This window comes from Sporofaciens musculi, from assembly GCF_009830285.1.
Lineage (GTDB): Bacteria > Bacillota > Clostridia > Lachnospirales > Lachnospiraceae > Sporofaciens > Sporofaciens musculi.
Genome location: NZ_WUQX01000001.1, coordinates 4,448,415 through 4,463,454, shown reverse-complemented (window position 1 = coordinate 4,463,454; position 15,040 = coordinate 4,448,415). Strand labels below are relative to the sequence as shown.

15 protein-coding genes are annotated in these 15,040 nt (G+C 47.2%); 11 read left to right on the top strand and 4 right to left on the bottom strand.

What is annotated here, in order from left to right:
- From GN277_RS22620 to GN277_RS22600, 5 genes are all read left to right on the top strand, one after another.
- Positions 1–324: a DUF1294 domain-containing protein gene (locus GN277_RS22620; RefSeq protein WP_204162778.1), complete on the top strand. Its 324-nt coding sequence runs from the start codon at positions 1–3 to the stop codon at positions 322–324.
- Between the two features lie 479 nt (positions 325–803).
- Positions 804–2,282: a ribosomal protection-like ABC-F family protein gene (abc-f, locus tag GN277_RS22615; RefSeq protein WP_159754073.1), complete on the top strand. Its 1,479-nt coding sequence runs from the start codon at positions 804–806 to the stop codon at positions 2,280–2,282.
- A gap of 80 nt (positions 2,283–2,362) precedes the next feature.
- Complete coding sequence (locus GN277_RS22610; protein ID WP_159754070.1) at positions 2,363–2,824, top strand: RidA family protein; 462 nt, start codon at positions 2,363–2,365, stop codon at positions 2,822–2,824.
- A gap of 9 nt (positions 2,825–2,833) precedes the next feature.
- Positions 2,834–4,144, top strand: coding sequence for a replication-associated recombination protein A (locus tag GN277_RS22605; RefSeq protein WP_159754067.1), 1,311 nt, complete (start codon positions 2,834–2,836; stop codon positions 4,142–4,144).
- Positions 4,132–4,455 carry an MGMT family protein gene (locus GN277_RS22600; protein WP_159754064.1) on the top strand — a complete coding sequence of 108 codons (324 nt, stop codon included), beginning with the start codon at positions 4,132–4,134 and terminating at the stop codon, positions 4,453–4,455. Before GN277_RS22605 ends, GN277_RS22600 begins: the two co-directional genes overlap by 13 nt.
- Before the next feature lie 83 nt (positions 4,456–4,538).
- Here GN277_RS22600 and GN277_RS22595 read toward each other — a convergent pair whose 3' ends face one another.
- The gene (locus GN277_RS22595; RefSeq protein WP_159754061.1) at positions 4,539–5,621 is read right to left on the bottom strand and encodes a hypothetical protein; all 1,083 of its coding nucleotides are present in this window, start codon (positions 5,619–5,621) and stop codon (positions 4,539–4,541) included.
- Positions 5,622–5,760: 139 nt separating this feature from the next.
- On the opposite strand from GN277_RS22595, the gene GN277_RS22590 reads away from it, so the two are divergent.
- Positions 5,761–6,474 (top strand): IMP cyclohydrolase, encoded by a 714-nt coding sequence (locus GN277_RS22590; protein WP_159754058.1) that lies wholly within the window; start codon positions 5,761–5,763, stop codon positions 6,472–6,474.
- A 13-nt stretch (positions 6,475–6,487) separates the two neighbouring features.
- Positions 6,488–7,666: a phosphoribosylaminoimidazolecarboxamide formyltransferase gene (locus GN277_RS22585; protein WP_159754055.1), complete on the top strand. Its 1,179-nt coding sequence runs from the start codon at positions 6,488–6,490 to the stop codon at positions 7,664–7,666.
- 77 nt (positions 7,667–7,743) lie between these two features.
- Here the strand turns inward: GN277_RS22585 and GN277_RS22580 are convergent, their stop codons facing one another.
- Positions 7,744–8,163, bottom strand: a complete 420-nt coding sequence (locus GN277_RS22580) for a type II toxin-antitoxin system HicB family antitoxin (protein ID WP_159754052.1) — start codon at positions 8,161–8,163, stop codon at positions 7,744–7,746.
- Between the two features lie 353 nt (positions 8,164–8,516).
- On the opposite strand from GN277_RS22580, the gene glmM reads away from it, so the two are divergent.
- Positions 8,517–9,863: a phosphoglucosamine mutase gene (glmM, locus tag GN277_RS22575; RefSeq protein WP_159754050.1), complete on the top strand. Its 1,347-nt coding sequence runs from the start codon at positions 8,517–8,519 to the stop codon at positions 9,861–9,863.
- An 81-nt stretch (positions 9,864–9,944) separates the two neighbouring features.
- Here the strand turns inward: glmM and GN277_RS22570 are convergent, their stop codons facing one another.
- Both GN277_RS22570 and GN277_RS22565 read right to left on the bottom strand, forming a co-directional pair.
- Entirely contained in the window at positions 9,945–10,118 is a 174-nt protein-coding gene (locus GN277_RS22570; RefSeq protein WP_244324845.1) for a helix-turn-helix domain-containing protein, read from the bottom strand.
- 73 nt (positions 10,119–10,191) lie between these two features.
- Positions 10,192–11,034, bottom strand: a complete 843-nt coding sequence (locus tag GN277_RS22565; protein WP_159754047.1) for a YitT family protein — start codon at positions 11,032–11,034, stop codon at positions 10,192–10,194.
- A 150-nt stretch (positions 11,035–11,184) separates the two neighbouring features.
- Between GN277_RS22565 and eno the strand changes: the two genes are divergently transcribed.
- The 3 genes from eno to rnr all read left to right on the top strand — a co-directional run bounded on the left by eno (position 11,185) and on the right by rnr (position 15,033).
- Positions 11,185–12,489 carry a phosphopyruvate hydratase gene (gene eno, locus GN277_RS22560; protein ID WP_159754044.1) on the top strand — a complete coding sequence of 435 codons (1,305 nt, stop codon included), beginning with the start codon at positions 11,185–11,187 and terminating at the stop codon, positions 12,487–12,489.
- Positions 12,490–12,537: 48 nt separating this feature from the next.
- Positions 12,538–12,780: a preprotein translocase subunit SecG gene (secG, locus tag GN277_RS22555; RefSeq protein ID WP_159754041.1), complete on the top strand. Its 243-nt coding sequence runs from the start codon at positions 12,538–12,540 to the stop codon at positions 12,778–12,780.
- Positions 12,781–12,888: 108 nt separating this feature from the next.
- Entirely contained in the window at positions 12,889–15,033 is a 2,145-nt protein-coding gene (rnr, locus tag GN277_RS22550; protein ID WP_159754038.1) for a ribonuclease R, read from the top strand.
- Positions 15,034–15,040: the final 7 nt, after the last annotated feature.

The window sequence follows — 15,040 nt, the reverse complement described above, 5'->3', positions numbered from 1 at the left end:
ATGATGCCTGAGGAAATATTATGGCTTTTGGCAGCTTTTCTGATTGTGATGAATGTGATGGGCTTCGCGGCATTTGGCTATGATAAACGCTGTGCCGTGAGGCGTCGGTGGCGGGTACCGGAGAAAACACTGTTTTTGCTTGCCCTCCTTGGGGGCAGCCTTGGGAGTTGTGCCGGAATGAAGGTATTCCGGCATAAGACGCGCCATCTGAAGTTCCGGATTGGAATACCCGTTATTTTGCTGGTGCAGTCTGCCGGTGTCTTATGGTTACTGTTCACTCCTGAGCCGTGCACTACGCTGCACGGCTACAGGCCAGTACGGTAATGGGGTCAGAATCCGGCCTCTTGCCGTAAGGCAACTTTAAATAGGCCGGATTCGTTACTGTGAACACCATGGGTGTGAACAGTAACGTCTTATGGGCTATGAGAAAAATCATGAAATAAATATCTTGCTATTTGATCTGCCCTGTGTTATCCTGTTTTCAGAACATAACAGATTGGAGATGAAAGGATGAAGATGACTTCTTGCTAATTACAAGTGTAACTGCATAACAGGAGATGCGGGATGATATTCCGCCTTTTTGTTGTGCCGATAGCAGGAAAGTCGGATATCCCTTCATTTGGAAATAGTAACAGAAGCAATGCCTCTTTCGGAGTGGGTCATTGTGCGTATTTCTTGAGGCTGTAAGGAGACTTTCTTGCAGCTTTTTTCGTATCTTTTATAAAGTTTCCCGTTGAGGGAGACCATAGGAATCACATTGAGAATGAGAAAGCAGGATACGGATATACAGGAGGTGCGCATATATGGCAATGATAGATGTGGTAGATTTAAGCTTTTCATATGAGGGCAGTTTTGAGGAAGTGTTTAAAAATGTATCCTTTCGGATTGATACGGACTGGAAATTAGGGTTTGTGGGACGCAACGGGCGGGGCAAGACGACGTTTTTGAATCTTCTTTTAGGAAAATATAAGTACCAAGGCCGGATTTCATCCAGTACAGAATTCGCTTATTTTCCCTATGAGGTAAAGGAAAAAGATAGGATGACTCTTGAGCTTTTGGAGGAAATGAATCCCCAGTTTGAAGAATGGCAGATATTTCGGGAGTTGAATCTTCTAAGTGTGGATGCAGAGGTCCTATACCGTCCATTTTACACATTAAGCTACGGAGAGCAGGAGAAGGTGCTGCTTGCAGCTCTTTTTCTTGGGGAAACCCGTTTCCTTTTAATCGACGAGCCGACCAACCATCTGGATGTGGAGGCGCGAAGGCAGATTGCACAATATTTGAATAAGAAGAAGGGCTTCATACTGGTTTCCCATGATCGGAATTTCCTGGATTCCTGTGTGGATCATATCCTGTCGATTAATAAGATGAATATTGAGGTGCAGAAGGGGAATTTCAGCTCATGGTATGCCAACAAAGAGGCGAAGGATCAGTTGGAGGCAGCACAGAATCAAAAGCTGGAGTCAGAAGTGAAGCGGCTTAAGCAGGCTGCAAAACAGTCCTCTGGATGGTCTGATCAGGTGGAGAAAAGTAAGAAGGGGCAGCGAGTGGCGGGGCTTCGTCCCGACAGGGGACATATCGGGCACAAGGCTGCGAAGATGATGAAGCGCGCTAAGGTATTAGAGAACCGCCAGCACCAGGCGATCGAGGAGAAAGCTAAGCTGCTTAAGAATATTGATACTATGGATGTTCTAAAGCTTTTCCCCCTTTCCTACCACGCGGATAAACTGGCGGAATTTAAGGATGTGTCAGTCTATTATGGCGAGAAGAAGGCGTGCTCAAACATCAGCTTTGAGATACGGCAGGGGGAGAGGGTCTGTCTTCGCGGGAAAAACGGATGTGGAAAGTCCAGTATTTTGAAGCTGCTGCTGGGAGAGGAGCTTGCATTTGAAGGAAATGTTCATGCTGGCCTGGGTCTTAAGATTTCTTATATTTCCCAGGACACCTCATATCTTAAGGGGAATCTAAGGGATATGGCCAGGGAGTATGGGCTTGAGGAAAGTCTGTTTAAGGCGGTGCTTCGCAAACTGGAGCTTAACAGAGAGCAGTTTGAAAAGGATGTAAGTCTTTATAGCGCGGGGCAAAAGAAGAAGGTGCTGCTTGCAAAGAGTCTGTGTGAGCAGGCCCATCTCTATGTGTGGGATGAACCGTTAAATTATATTGATGTACTGTCGCGAGTTCAGATTGAAGATTTGCTGCTGAAATGTTGTCCAACGCTTCTGTTTGTAGAGCATGACGCGGCCTTTCAAAAGAATGTGGCCACAAAGGTGATAGAGATGTAGGAATTAGGCCACGGATGCTTATGAGCAGGGTAAAGGGAATTCGTTCAACTTTAGAAGAGAAATGAAAGTGAGGAAGAAATATGAGAGTAGAGAAAAAGTTACAGGAAATGGGCCTAAAGCTTCCTGACATAGCGGAGCCGGCAGGCGTTTACGTCCTTGCAAGGCGGGTGGGGAATCTTCTCTACCTTGCAGGTCAGACAGCCCATATAAACGGTGTGGTTCAGGTCAGCGGCGTGGTGGGAAAAGATTTGACGGTTGAAGAAGGGCAGGAGGGGGCAAGGCTTAGCGCCTTGAACATCCTGTCAGTCTTGAAAGCAGAGCTGGGTGATTTGGATAAGGTAAGGCAGTTTGTGCAGATGATTGCCTATGTCCGCTGTACTGATGAGTTCGGAAGCTATACCGGTGTGGCAGACGGTGCGTCCATGCTGCTTCGGGAATTGTACGGCGAGGCGGGCCTGGCCGCAAGGATGACCATAGGGACCAATGAACTGCCAGGCGGCAGTGTTACAGAGATTATGACTGTGGTGGAAGTGGAGGATTAGTGGCTTAAAATGGAACAGATGACATTGTTTGACGACAGAGAGCAGACGGCGCCGCTGGCAAGCCGCTTAAGGCCGGCCACATTGGAGGAATTCGCAGGCCAGGCCCATCTGCTTGGAAAGGGAAGGATGCTTCGGCAGTTAATTGAACGGGATCAGATATCCTCTATGATCTTCTGGGGACCGCCGGGAGTTGGTAAGACGACGCTTGCGGGAATCATTGCGAGCCGCACCAATGCGGATTTCATTAATTTCAGCGCAGTTACCAGTGGAATCAAAGAGATAAAGGAAGTGATGAACCAGGCAGAAAAAAGCCGCAGGATGGGGATTCGCACCGTTCTGTTTGTAGATGAGATTCACAGGTTTAATAAGGCACAGCAGGACGCCTTCCTGCCTTTTGTGGAGAAGGGGAGTATCGTTCTGATTGGCGCCACGACGGAGAATCCGTCGTTCGAGGTCAATGCTGCTCTTTTGTCCAGATGTCGGGTGTTTGTCTTAAAGGCGCTTGGGGAGGAGGACATAAAGAAGGTTCTCTACCATGCGCTTAAAAGCTCTAAGGGATTCGGCCCACAGAAGGTTCAGATTACAGAACGGCAGGTGGAGGCGATTGCGGCGTTTGCCAACGGCGATGCCAGGACCGCCCTTAATACCCTTGAGATGGCAGTAACCAACGGAGAAATCAGCCCAGAGGGAATCCTTGTGACGGATGCAGGGCTTGAACAGTGCATCAGTAAGAAGTCTCTGCTCTATGATAAGAACGGGGAGGAGCATTATAACCTTATCTCAGCCCTTCACAAGTCTATGCGCAACAGTGATCCGGATGCGGCAATCTACTGGATGTGCCGGATGTTAGAGGGAGGGGAGAATCCGCTGTATATTGCCAGAAGGCTGATCCGCTTCGCCAGCGAGGATGTGGGAATGGCGGACAGCCATGCACTTTCGGTGGCTGTGGCGGCGTATCAGGCATGTCATTTCCTTGGAATGCCTGAGTGTGACGTACACCTGACCCATGCCGTCACCTATCTTGCAATGGCGCCTAAGTCTAACGCGCTGTATATGGCGTGCGAAATGTGTAAGGAGGATGTGAAGAAGCTGCGGGCTGAGCCGGTACCCCTCAAGCTTCGCAATGCGCCCACAAAATTGATGAAAGATTTGGAATATGGCAAGGGATATGAATATGCACACGATACAGAGGAAAAGCTGACTCATATGATGTGTATGCCAGAGTCTTTAAGCCAGAGGGAGTATTATCATCCCACGGTACAGGGGGAGGAAAAGGAGATTGGGGAAAGATTAAAGAGGATTAAAGAGTGGAAGAAGTAAAGAACTCATTTGAAAAAATATATGATGTAATCCGCCAGATTCCTGAAGGGAAGGTGGCGTCCTACGGCCAGATTGCCGCGCTTGCCGGCAACCGCCGCTGGGCGCGGGTGGTGGGTTATGCCCTTCATGCGGTTCCCTGCAACAGCGACCTTCCCTGCCATCGGGTGGTGACGAAGGAGGGGAGGATGTCCTGCGCCTTTGGCAGCGGGAAATGCAACCGCCAGACAGAGCTTCTTAAGGCAGAAGGGGTAAAGTTTGTGGATGGGTGCGTGGATATGAAGGTATACCAATGGAATAAGACGGTTTTCTAAGCATATGAAAAGGCTGCCAGGAAACCATATTCCCAATTCAGTTATGTGAAAATGGTGTTTCCTGGCAGCCTGATAAGTTTATGCTACGGTATTACGAATATGGTGGTGGCCAGTGTTGCCAGTTCTGAATTCGCGTCTCCTGCGCTTAACATAGAAGAAGCGTTAAAGGAGATCGTCATGGAGGTCTCCTCGCCAAAGGTAGGAGCAGCCGCATATTTCTCCATAGCTGCTACCAGTCCGGAGGAAACTTCATCAATCGAATAGTAAGTACCACCCTCGAATTCTGTATATGCGCTTTCTAAGCTGGTGTTGGGCGTGGTCTTGATTTCAACCGTGTAGCTGTATACTCCGGTTTCCTTCTTGGGGATACCAACCGTATATTGGCATTGCTTCATCATGGTTTTTAAGGCTTCCTGGTATCTGGAAACATAGGCTTCGCTTAAGTCCGCAGGCGGGTCGAAGACGTCGGCCTCGTACCACGCAAGGGCCTCCTCCTCGGTGCGGTCAGTATGCAGGGCAAAACGGGAAACTTCACCCTTGAAGGAAGCGTCTAAGTAAGCCTTTACAAAGTCGTAGCAGTCCAGGATATCGCAGACCTGATTGTAGGGCTCCATGACTCCGTATAGAGATTGTTCAAACAGGTTCTCAAGGCTTTCCGTGGAAATCTTATATGAATCCCCGTCCTGATATACGTTCAGTGTAGTGATGGTTTCATCTTCGCGGGAGGGAGAATTCTTAATCAGCTTGGTATCCTCCTCAAGGATGGAGGTAACTGCGCCAGTAAGCTCTGTGGTTTCTAAGAGAGCAATCTGTTCTATGTTGGCGGCCTCCACGGTGTTCTTAATGTTAATCGGAGTGTAGGTAACCTGGACGGAAAAAGTTCCGTCATTCATCTTCTTTGCCTTTGATACCTCAAAGGTAATTGAGCTGAAGGAATCCTTCATGAATTCCAGATAAGGCTCCCGCAGTTCTTCCGGAAACTGCAGGACATAAGAATCGTTGCTCTCTGCAATCCCTTCATCCAGTATGGTGGCAAAGCTGTCAGAGCCATTTTCCTTGATGGAAGTAATCTGTCCTCCTACATATTCGTCTGCCTTATTGTCGCTGCAGCCTGTGAGCAAGGCAAAAGCAAATACGCAGGAGATAAGAAATGTACGTTTTCGCATGAAACTTGTCCCCCTGTTTTTTACTTACATTGTATCATTCTAAAAACATGGATTCAATAGAAAATACTACTGGAAAAAGAGAAGTATTTTATATATAATAGATTAACAAGTCAAAAATCATCGAAAAAGGAGATTTTGTATGAAAATGTTATCAATCGACAAGGAACTTAAAGGCAATTCATATCCTGGACGCGGTATTATTATTGGAAAGAGTCCAGACGGGAAAAGCGCGGTTACCGCTTATTTTATTATGGGGAGAAGCGTGAACAGCCGGAACCGTATCTTTGTGGAGGACGGAGAGGGAATCCGTACCCAGGCGTTTGATCCTGCTAAGCTTACGGACCCAAGCCTGGTAATCTACGCGCCGGTGCGGGTGCTTGGGAATAAGACCATTGTGACGAATGGAGATCAGACTGATACCATTTACGAGGGAATGGACAGCCAGATGACTTTTGAGCAATCTCTTAGATGCCGTGAATTCGAGCCGGACGGGCCTAATTATACGCCCAGGATATCAGGGATTATGCACATCGAGAACGGAAATTATAATTATGCCATGTCGATTTTGAAAAGCAATCACGGAAGTCCCGAAAGCTGTAACCGCTATACGTTTGCCTATGAGAATCCGGCGGCGGGGGAAGGACATTTTATTCACACGTACCAGTGTGACGGCGACCCGCTTCCAAGCTTTGAGGGCGAGCCAAAGCTGATTGGGGTATTGGATGATATGGACGCGTTTACGGATATGCTGTGGGACAGCCTGAACGATGAGAACAAGGTTTCATTGTTTGTGCGGTATATTGATATTGCCACGGGGAAATATAAGACAAGGATTGTGAATAAGAACCAGTAGGAGGATGAGACAGATGAGAGAATTGGAATTAAAATACGGCTGCAACCCGAATCAGAAACCATCGAAAATCTATATGGCAGATGGCAGAGACCTTCCCATCCAGGTATTGAACGGCAAGCCAGGGTATATTAATTTCCTGGATGCCTTCAATGGCTGGCAGTTGGTGAAGGAGTTAAAGCAGGCCACAGGACTTCCGGCGGCTACGTCCTTTAAGCATGTATCTCCGGCAGGGGCGGCGGTAGGGCTTCCTCTTACAGATACCCTTGCCAAGATTTATTGGGTGGACGATTTAGGAGAGCTTTCACCCCTTGCCTGTGCTTATGCAAGGGCCAGAGGCGCTGACCGGATGTCCTCTTTCGGGGATTTTATTTCTCTTTCGGATGTGTGCGACGCAGATACGGCGAAGTTGATTAAGAGAGAGGTGTCAGACGGTGTGATTGCCCCTGGGTACGAGGCCGAGGCTCTTGAGATTCTTAAGGCAAAGAAGAACGGGAACTATAATGTAATCCAGATTGACCCAGATTATGTACCGGAGTCTTTAGAGCATAAGGATGTGTTTGGCATTACCTTTGAGCAGGGAAGGAATGAGCTTAAGATTGACGACGATTTCTTTGCCAATATCGTGACCGACAACAAAGAGCTGACGGAAGAGGCTAAAAGGGATTTGGCGATTTCCATGATTACTCTGAAATATACCCAGTCTAACTCTGTCTGTTTTGTAAAGGATGGTCAGGCAATCGGAATCGGTGCGGGGCAGCAGTCCAGAATTCATTGTACACGCCTTGCGGGACAGAAGGCGGACAACTGGTGGCTGAGGCAGTCTCCACAGGTTATGGGACTCCCCTTTGTGGATTCTATCCGTCGGGCGGACAGGGATAATGCCATTGATTTGTATATTGGGGAGGATTACATGGATGTGCTCGCAGACGGCGCATGGCAGGAGATTTTCAAGGAGAAGCCTGCGGTATTCACCAGAGAGGCTAAGCGGGAGTGGTTAGACAAGCTTACAGAGGTTTCCCTTGGCTCGGATGCCTTCTTCCCCTTTGGAGATAATATTGAGCGCGCTCATAGAAGCGGCGTTATGTATATCGCTCAGCCAGGAGGGTCTGTGCGGGATGACAATGTGATTGAGACTTGTAATAAATATGGGATGGCGATGGCGTTTACGGGGCTTCGGCTGTTCCATCATTAGGATGTACCAATTTATTAGGACGGAGGGGCAGTCGGTATTGACTGTCCCTTTCGTGTTGATTGGATATATGGCAAAAATTAACGAGCCTGTACTTTAGCAAGCAAAGCTTCTTGTAATACCTGTGAAAAGTTAATATCCATCTCCAGTGCCGCATTATTGAGCCATGCCGGAATCGTAAGGGTTTTTCTGACAGATTTTTCAAAATGCTTTTTTGCATATGCTTTCACATCAACCGAAACCAGATTGACGAAAGCCTCTAAAGGTTCAATTCCCAAATCTGTTGAAACGGCTGCTAAGTCGATAGAATTCATGGAGGATGGTTTGGGAATCGGCTCGCCGTCTTGTAAAAGCCAGTGGAGACGTCCTGCAAGACAGTCGATAGCCATGGACATGGCTTCGTTTATGGTTTCGCCATAGGTAGCCAAATCCAAATCAGGGAAAATGACAGAATAACCGTTATCTTCTTTGAAGAAACATGCCGGATATATTGATAACATGGGTTATACCTCCTGTATTTGAAAAAATGCGATATTATTTAAGCCCCGCCTGTTTTTTGATGCTATTTTCTGTACCTTTGGGAAGATTGATAGGCATCGTATTTCCTCCTTCTTATCATAACACATGATATGCATATAATCAATACGTATAGAAATTACACGCATACAAATAGTGGCAGTATATAAGTTATCTTATTATAATTATATGCAGATTATGCACATTTAACTTCAATTATTTATTTAAATTAGCAGTTGTATATTTCACCCAAACCTTATATAATAGTAAAGTATTTTGCGATAATTGTGCAAAAAAAACGGTAAATCAGGCAAATGATATGAAGGAGTTAATAACTATGGGTAAATATTTTGGAACAGACGGCTTCCGCGGCGAGGCTAATAAGGTTTTGACAGTAGAGCATGCGTTTAAGGTAGGGCGTTTTCTTGGCTGGTACTATGGACAGGACCACAAGGCCAAGGTGGTAATCGGCAAGGATACGAGACGAAGCAGCTATATGTTTGAGTATGCGCTGGCAGCAGGAATTACTGCTTCAGGGGCGAACGCATACCTTCTCCATGTAACCACCACGCCCAGCGTTTCCTATGTGACCAGGACGGATGATTTTGACTGCGGCATTATGATTTCCGCAAGCCACAATCCGTTCTATGACAACGGTATTAAGATTATCAGCGGGAAAGGGCATAAGATTGAGGCAGAAGTCGAGGAGAAGATTGAGGCTTACATCGACGGGGAGACGGATGAGCTTCCTCTTGCCAAGAGGGAGGATATCGGGCTTACGGTGGACTATGCGGCAGGAAGAAACCGTTATATCGGTTATCTGATTTCCCTGGCGACCCGTTCCTTTAAGGATATGAGGGTTGGGCTTGACTGCTCTAACGGAAGCGCCTTTGCCATTGCAAAGAGCGTGTATGACGCTCTGGGCGCTAAGACTTATGTGATTAACTGTGAGCCGGACGGAACGAATATTAATAAGAATTGCGGCTCCACCCATATCGAGATTTTGCAGCAGTATGTGAAGGAGAAGAAGCTGGACGTTGGTTTTGCCTACGACGGCGACGCTGACAGGTGTATTGCCGTAGACGAGAACGGGAATGTGGTGGACGGCGATTTGATTCTCTATATTTGCGGGAAATATATGAAGGAGTGCGGTCACTTAAACGGAAATACCATTGTAACCACTATTATGTCTAACTTAGGGCTTTATAAAGCTTGCGACAAGGCGGGGCTTAAGTATGAAAAAACGGCTGTGGGAGACAAGTATGTGTATGAGAATATGGCTCGCAATAATTTCTCTCTTGGCGGAGAACAGTCAGGACACATTATTTTCAGCAAGCATGCCACTACGGGAGATGGAATTCTTACGTCTCTTATGGTGATGGAGGTAATACTTGAGAAGAAGCTGACGCTTGGGAAGCTGGCTGAGCCTGTTAAGATTTATCCTCAGTTATTGAAGAATGTTCGTGTGGCTGATAAGAAGACAGCAAGAGAGAATCCTGAGGTTACGAAGGCGGTTGACGAGGTTGCAAAAGCTTTGGGAGATGACGGCCGGATTTTGGTTAGGGAGAGTGGAACCGAGCCTGTCATCCGAGTGATGGTAGAGGCGGCCACAGACGAGCTGTGTGAGAAATATGTTGAGCAGGTGGTTGCTGTGATTAAGGCGGAAGGCTTGATGGTAGGCTAGAGGATTTTAGAATTAAAAAATGCAAGATACGGTATTTCCTGTGAATTGGATTCTGCCGTATCTTGTATTTTTATGCTTGCATTACGATATGCCCCATTTGCTGGCGGCTTTATCCGATATGAATAATCTTCCGGCAAGTTCTTTGTGTGTGAAGCCCTTCTCTTTGCGCAGTTTTGCCACAAACGCGCCGAATTTTTTCTTATCAATCTCAAACACATCCGTACAAATAAATTTTAACCTAAAATCAGCTTTCATGCAATCGAACGTCAGTAGAATAGTGTGTTTTTGTCTAAACTACAAGTAGAGTGGCGGCCAAAGGCTTCTGGTTTTAGATAGAATGGAAACCCTTGCCAATGATTTCGCTAGTATTGGAAATCAGCAGGAATGCATCCGGCGAGTGTTCTTTTATGTAGTTTCGGAGGCGGACTGCCTCCATGCGGTTCATTACGGTGAAGATAATGTATTTGTCCTCGCCGCTGAACGCGCCCTTTGCCTGGACGATGGTTGCGCTTCTGTGCATCTCGTCTTTGATGAAGTTGCAAATAGGCTGCGGATTTTTGCAGACCACATTAAAATACTTTGAAAGGTTCAAACTTTCGATAAATCCGTCAATCATGAAGGAGCGCAGCGCCAGACCCAGGAAGGAATACAATCCTGTCTGGATATCGAATACGAAGAAGCCGGCAACCGTGATAAAAAGGTCTGTGACCAGCAGGGCATTTCCGATGTTGAAGCTGGTGTATTTCTTCATAATCATGGCGACCACGTCTGTTCCGCCGCTGGACGCCCCGATATTAAACAGAACGGCAGAGCCGATGGAGGGCAGCGCAATGGCGAATATCAGCTCTAAGAGGGGCTGATTGGTCAAGGGCTGGCTCATGGGACAGATGCGCTCAAGGCCCGATAAAGCGACTGACAGAAGGATACTGCTGTATGCGGTCTTTGCCGCAAATTTCTTTCCGAGAACAAAGAAGCCGATGACCAGCAGGACCATATTTGCCACAAAAGAAAAATCTCCCGCGGAAATAGAGCCAGACTTGGCGACTAATACGGCAAGACCTGTGATCCCTCCAAAGGTAAAATTGTTGGAGAATTTAAAAAAATAGATGCCAACCGCCATTACCAGTGTACTTAGAGTCAGATAGATAAAGTTCTTAAATTGTGATTTCATGATAAACCTCGACAAAAAATTCTTTTTATATCTCACCCGATTGTAACGCTGACATACAGAAAAGTCAATGGAATTATTGAATCTGCATTAGAATCAAAAAAGCGGCGCATAATATAGGAGGAAGGCAATACTATACCAGGAGGAAATGAGATGCATAAGTATTTACCAATTACGGATGTATACGCAAGAGAAATCCTAGATTCCCGTGGGAATCCGACTATAGAAGTAGAAGTGCTGGCCGCCGAAAAATATTTGGGGAGGGCAAGCGTCCCATCTGGCGCGTCTACCGGACAGTATGAGGCATTAGAGCTGCGAGACAAAGAGGAACGCTTTGGTGGTCTTGGAGTAGAGTTGGCGGCAGACCATGTGAATGCAAGGATTGCGCCTGCGGTCATTGGGGTAAATGTATTAGACCAGCCTTTGCTTGACCAGATTATGCTTAAGTTAGACGGTACGGAGAATAAATCAAATCTTGGGGCAAATGCAATGCTTGGCGTATCCATGGCGGCAGCGCGGGCGGCGGCGGCAGCCCTTAAGCTTCCGCTCTATTCGTACCTTGGCGGAGTCAATGCAAAACGCCTGCCGGTGCCCATGATGAATATCATGAACGGTGGGAAACACGCGGACAATACCATTGACGTGCAGGAGTTTATGATTATGCCGGTAGGGGCGTGCTGTTTCAAGGAAGGACTTAGGATGTGCGCGGAAATCTACCATGCGCTTAAGAAGCTGCTTAAGAAACACGGGTACAGTACTGGAGTCGGGGACGAGGGGGGCTTTGCGCCTGATCTTCCGGATGCCAGAGAGGCAATTCGTTTTATTATAGAAGCGACCCAGGCAGCAGGCTACAGGCCGCGGGAGGATATTGTGCTTGCGTTGGACGTGGCGGCTACAGAATTGTATGACAATAATGTGAAGAAATATATTTTCGAGGGCGAAAGTAAGATGCATGGACATCAGGTGACACGCTCGACAGAAGAATTGATTGAATACTATGAGGAGCTGGCCCAGGAATTCCCCATAGCGTCTATTGAGGACCCGTTAGATGAGGAAGACTGGGAGGGATGGGAATTGCTGACCACACGTCTGGGGAGTAATATACAGCTTGTGGGAGACGACCTTTTTGTCACCAATGAAAAAAGGCTTAAGAAGGGGATTAAGCAGGAGGCGGCAAATGCGATTCTGGTAAAGGTCAACCAGATTGGGACTCTGACCGAGGCGTTTAATGCTATCGAGACTGCGAAAAATGCCGGATATCGGACCATTGTTTCCCACCGGTCTGGTGAGACGGCGGACTCTATGATTGCGGATATTGCCGTGGCTTTTAATTCTGGACAGATTAAGACCGGAGCACCTTGTCGTTCCGAACGGGTGGAGAAGTATAATCAGCTTCTTCGGATTGAGGAAAGGTTAGGGGACGTGGCAGAATATCGGAATCCCTTCTTGCTATTTTAGACATCTTATGGTAGAATAAAAAAGGTTTAGCCGTAGGAGGTGTAGAAGGTGGAGATTCTAAAGATAATATTAATGATAATATTTGCAATAGACTGTATTGCACTGACAGCGATTGTTCTGATGCAGGAGGGTAAGTCTGCGGGACTTGGAACGATCAGCGGTATGGCGGATACTTACTGGGGACAGAACAAGGGACGTTCCATGGAGGGCGCGCTGGTGAAGTCCACGAAGTTCCTTGCGATCCTGTTTATTGTACTGGCAGCAGTGTTGAATTTAAAAGTATTTGCATAAGCGGCATATTTTTATGAGAACAGTGGGACACTCCTGTATGGGAGTGTCTATTTGTATATATGGGGATAATAGAAGATATATATTAAGAGTGAGGAGGAGCTGCAAGAGATGGACAAGTCATTTGAAAAGAAAAAAAAGGTGGTCTATGAACTAATTTGCGACAGCCTGTATGTGCCTATGAAGTTTAAAGAGCTTGCCATGCTTTTGCAGGTTTCCAAGGAACAGCGGGACGAGTTGAGAGAGGTGCTAAAAGCTCTGGAAGAAGATGGAAAAATATATTTATCAAAGCGGGGAAAATACTGTAAAGGCGAGGCAAAGCATTTGAAAGGGACATTTCGCGCCAGCTTAAGAGGTTTCGGGTTTGTGGTGATGGAGGACGGCAATCCAGATGTCTATATCAGTGAGGAGGACGTGAACGGCGCCTTTGACAAAGACCAGGTAGAGTTCGTGATTACGAAGGAGAACCAGGGACAAAGGAGAAGCAGGGAAGGCAGGATTGTGCGGATTACTGCCAGAGGGCTTACCAAGGTGGTGGGCTTGTTCCAGAAAAAAGAACATCTAAGCTATGGGTTTGTCCTGCCGGATAATCAGCGATTTCCTTATGATATTTTCGTGCCCGCTGACAAGGCCAAGGGAGCTGTCAGCGGACACAAGGTTGTGGTTGAGCTCACCTCCTACGGGGAGGCGGGGCGCAATCCAGAGGGTAGGGTAACAGAGATCATCGGACATATTAACGACCCAGGCACAGATATTATGTCCATTGTCAAAGGCTATGACCTTCCAGTGGAATTTTCTGAGAAGCTTCTTTCCCAGGCAGAGAGGGTGGCCAAGGAGGTGAGTCCTGCCGATATGGCTGGGCGCAAAGACCTGCGGGAATGGCAGATGGTAACCATTGACGGAGAGGATGCAAAAGACCTGGATGATGCCGTTTCCCTTACGAGAGAAGGGGAGAATTACCTTTTGGGCGTTCATATTGCAGATGTGTCCAACTATGTCCAGGAGAACAGCGCTCTCGACAGGGAGGCCAGGGAACGTGGAACCAGTGTTTATCTGGCAGACCGTGTGATTCCTATGCTTCCCCACAAGCTCTCCAATGGAATCTGTTCCCTGAATGCAGGGGAGGACAGGCTGGCGCTTAGCTGTATCATGACTGTAAACCCAAAGGGGCTTGTAATCTCCCATGAGATTGCAGAGACGGTGATTCATGTGGATGCGCGCATGACTTATACAAGCGTCAAAATGATTCTGGAGGATAAAGATGAGACAGAGCTTGAACGTTATCATGAGTTCGTACCTTTATTCCAGAGGATGGAGGAGCTGTCCCTGATTTTGCGGGAACGAAGAATCAAGCGCGGATCCATTGATTTTGATTTTCCAGAGACAAAGATGGTGCTTGACGAGGAGGGGAAGCCTCTTGAGCTTCGGCCCTATGAGCGTAATGTGGCCACGAAGCTGATAGAAGATTTTATGCTTCTGGCAAATGAAACTGTGGCAGAGGATTATTACTGGCAAGAGCTGCCCTTTGTTTACCGTACCCACGAGCCGCCGGATGAGGAGAAGATCAGAACCCTTGCAACATTTATCAATAATTTCGGATATTCCATGCATATCGGTGTAAATGAAATCCGTCCCAAGGAGATTCAGAAGCTTCTAGCCAAGGTGGAGGATACGCCTGAGGAGGCGTTAATCTGCCGTTTGGCGCTGCGTTCAATGAAGCAGGCGCGGTATATGCCGGAGAATATCGGGCATTTTGGACTGGCAGCGAATTATTATACGCATTTTACTTCACCCATCCGAAGATATCCCGACCTTCAGATTCACAGGATTATTAAGGACAACTTAAGGGGGAGAATGAATGAGGAGAAGCTTGCCCATTATCAGAAGCTTCTGCCGGAGGTAACGAAACATTCCAGTGAAATGGAGAGAAGGGCAGAGGAGGCTGAGCGTGAGACGGTGAAGCTTAAGAAGGTAGAATATATGAGGCAGTACATCGGAGAAGAATTTGAGGGTGTAATCTCTGGTATGACCAAATGGGGGATGTATGTGGAGTTGCCCAATACGGTGGAAGGTATGGTGCATGTGACAAATATGACGGACGACCATTACGATTACTATGAGGACCGGTATGAGATGGCAGGGGAGCATACTGGTAAGGCATATAAGCTGGGGCAGAAGGTACGGGTACGCGTCCTTGATGCCAACCGGATGCTTAGGACAATAGATTTTGAGATTGTGGATGTAATAGCTGAGTAATAAGCAT

Excerpts from the sequence above, each read along its gene's own strand:
- GN277_RS22585 (WP_159754055.1), top strand. The coding sequence starts at position 6,488 with ATGAGAGAATTGGAATTAAAATACGGCTGCAACCCGAATCAGAAACCA.
- GN277_RS22595 (WP_159754061.1), bottom strand. The coding sequence starts at position 5,621 with ATGCGAAAACGTACATTTCTTATCTCCTGCGTATTTGCTTTTGCCTTG.
- GN277_RS22610 (WP_159754070.1), top strand. The coding sequence starts at position 2,363 with ATGAGAGTAGAGAAAAAGTTACAGGAAATGGGCCTAAAGCTTCCTGAC.
- GN277_RS22620 (WP_204162778.1), top strand. The coding sequence starts at position 1 with ATGATGCCTGAGGAAATATTATGGCTTTTGGCAGCTTTTCTGATTGTG.
- GN277_RS22570 (WP_244324845.1), bottom strand. The coding sequence starts at position 10,118 with ATGAAAGCTGATTTTAGGTTAAAATTTATTTGTACGGATGTGTTTGAG.
- glmM (WP_159754050.1), top strand. The coding sequence starts at position 8,517 with ATGGGTAAATATTTTGGAACAGACGGCTTCCGCGGCGAGGCTAATAAG.
- eno (WP_159754044.1), top strand. The coding sequence starts at position 11,185 with ATGCATAAGTATTTACCAATTACGGATGTATACGCAAGAGAAATCCTA.
- GN277_RS22605 (WP_159754067.1), top strand. The coding sequence starts at position 2,834 with ATGGAACAGATGACATTGTTTGACGACAGAGAGCAGACGGCGCCGCTG.
- GN277_RS22580 (WP_159754052.1), bottom strand. The coding sequence starts at position 8,163 with ATGTTATCAATATATCCGGCATGTTTCTTCAAAGAAGATAACGGTTAT.
- abc-f (WP_159754073.1), top strand. The coding sequence starts at position 804 with ATGGCAATGATAGATGTGGTAGATTTAAGCTTTTCATATGAGGGCAGT.
- rnr (WP_159754038.1), top strand. The coding sequence starts at position 12,889 with ATGGACAAGTCATTTGAAAAGAAAAAAAAGGTGGTCTATGAACTAATT.
- GN277_RS22590 (WP_159754058.1), top strand. The coding sequence starts at position 5,761 with ATGAAAATGTTATCAATCGACAAGGAACTTAAAGGCAATTCATATCCT.
- GN277_RS22565 (WP_159754047.1), bottom strand. The coding sequence starts at position 11,034 with ATGAAATCACAATTTAAGAACTTTATCTATCTGACTCTAAGTACACTG.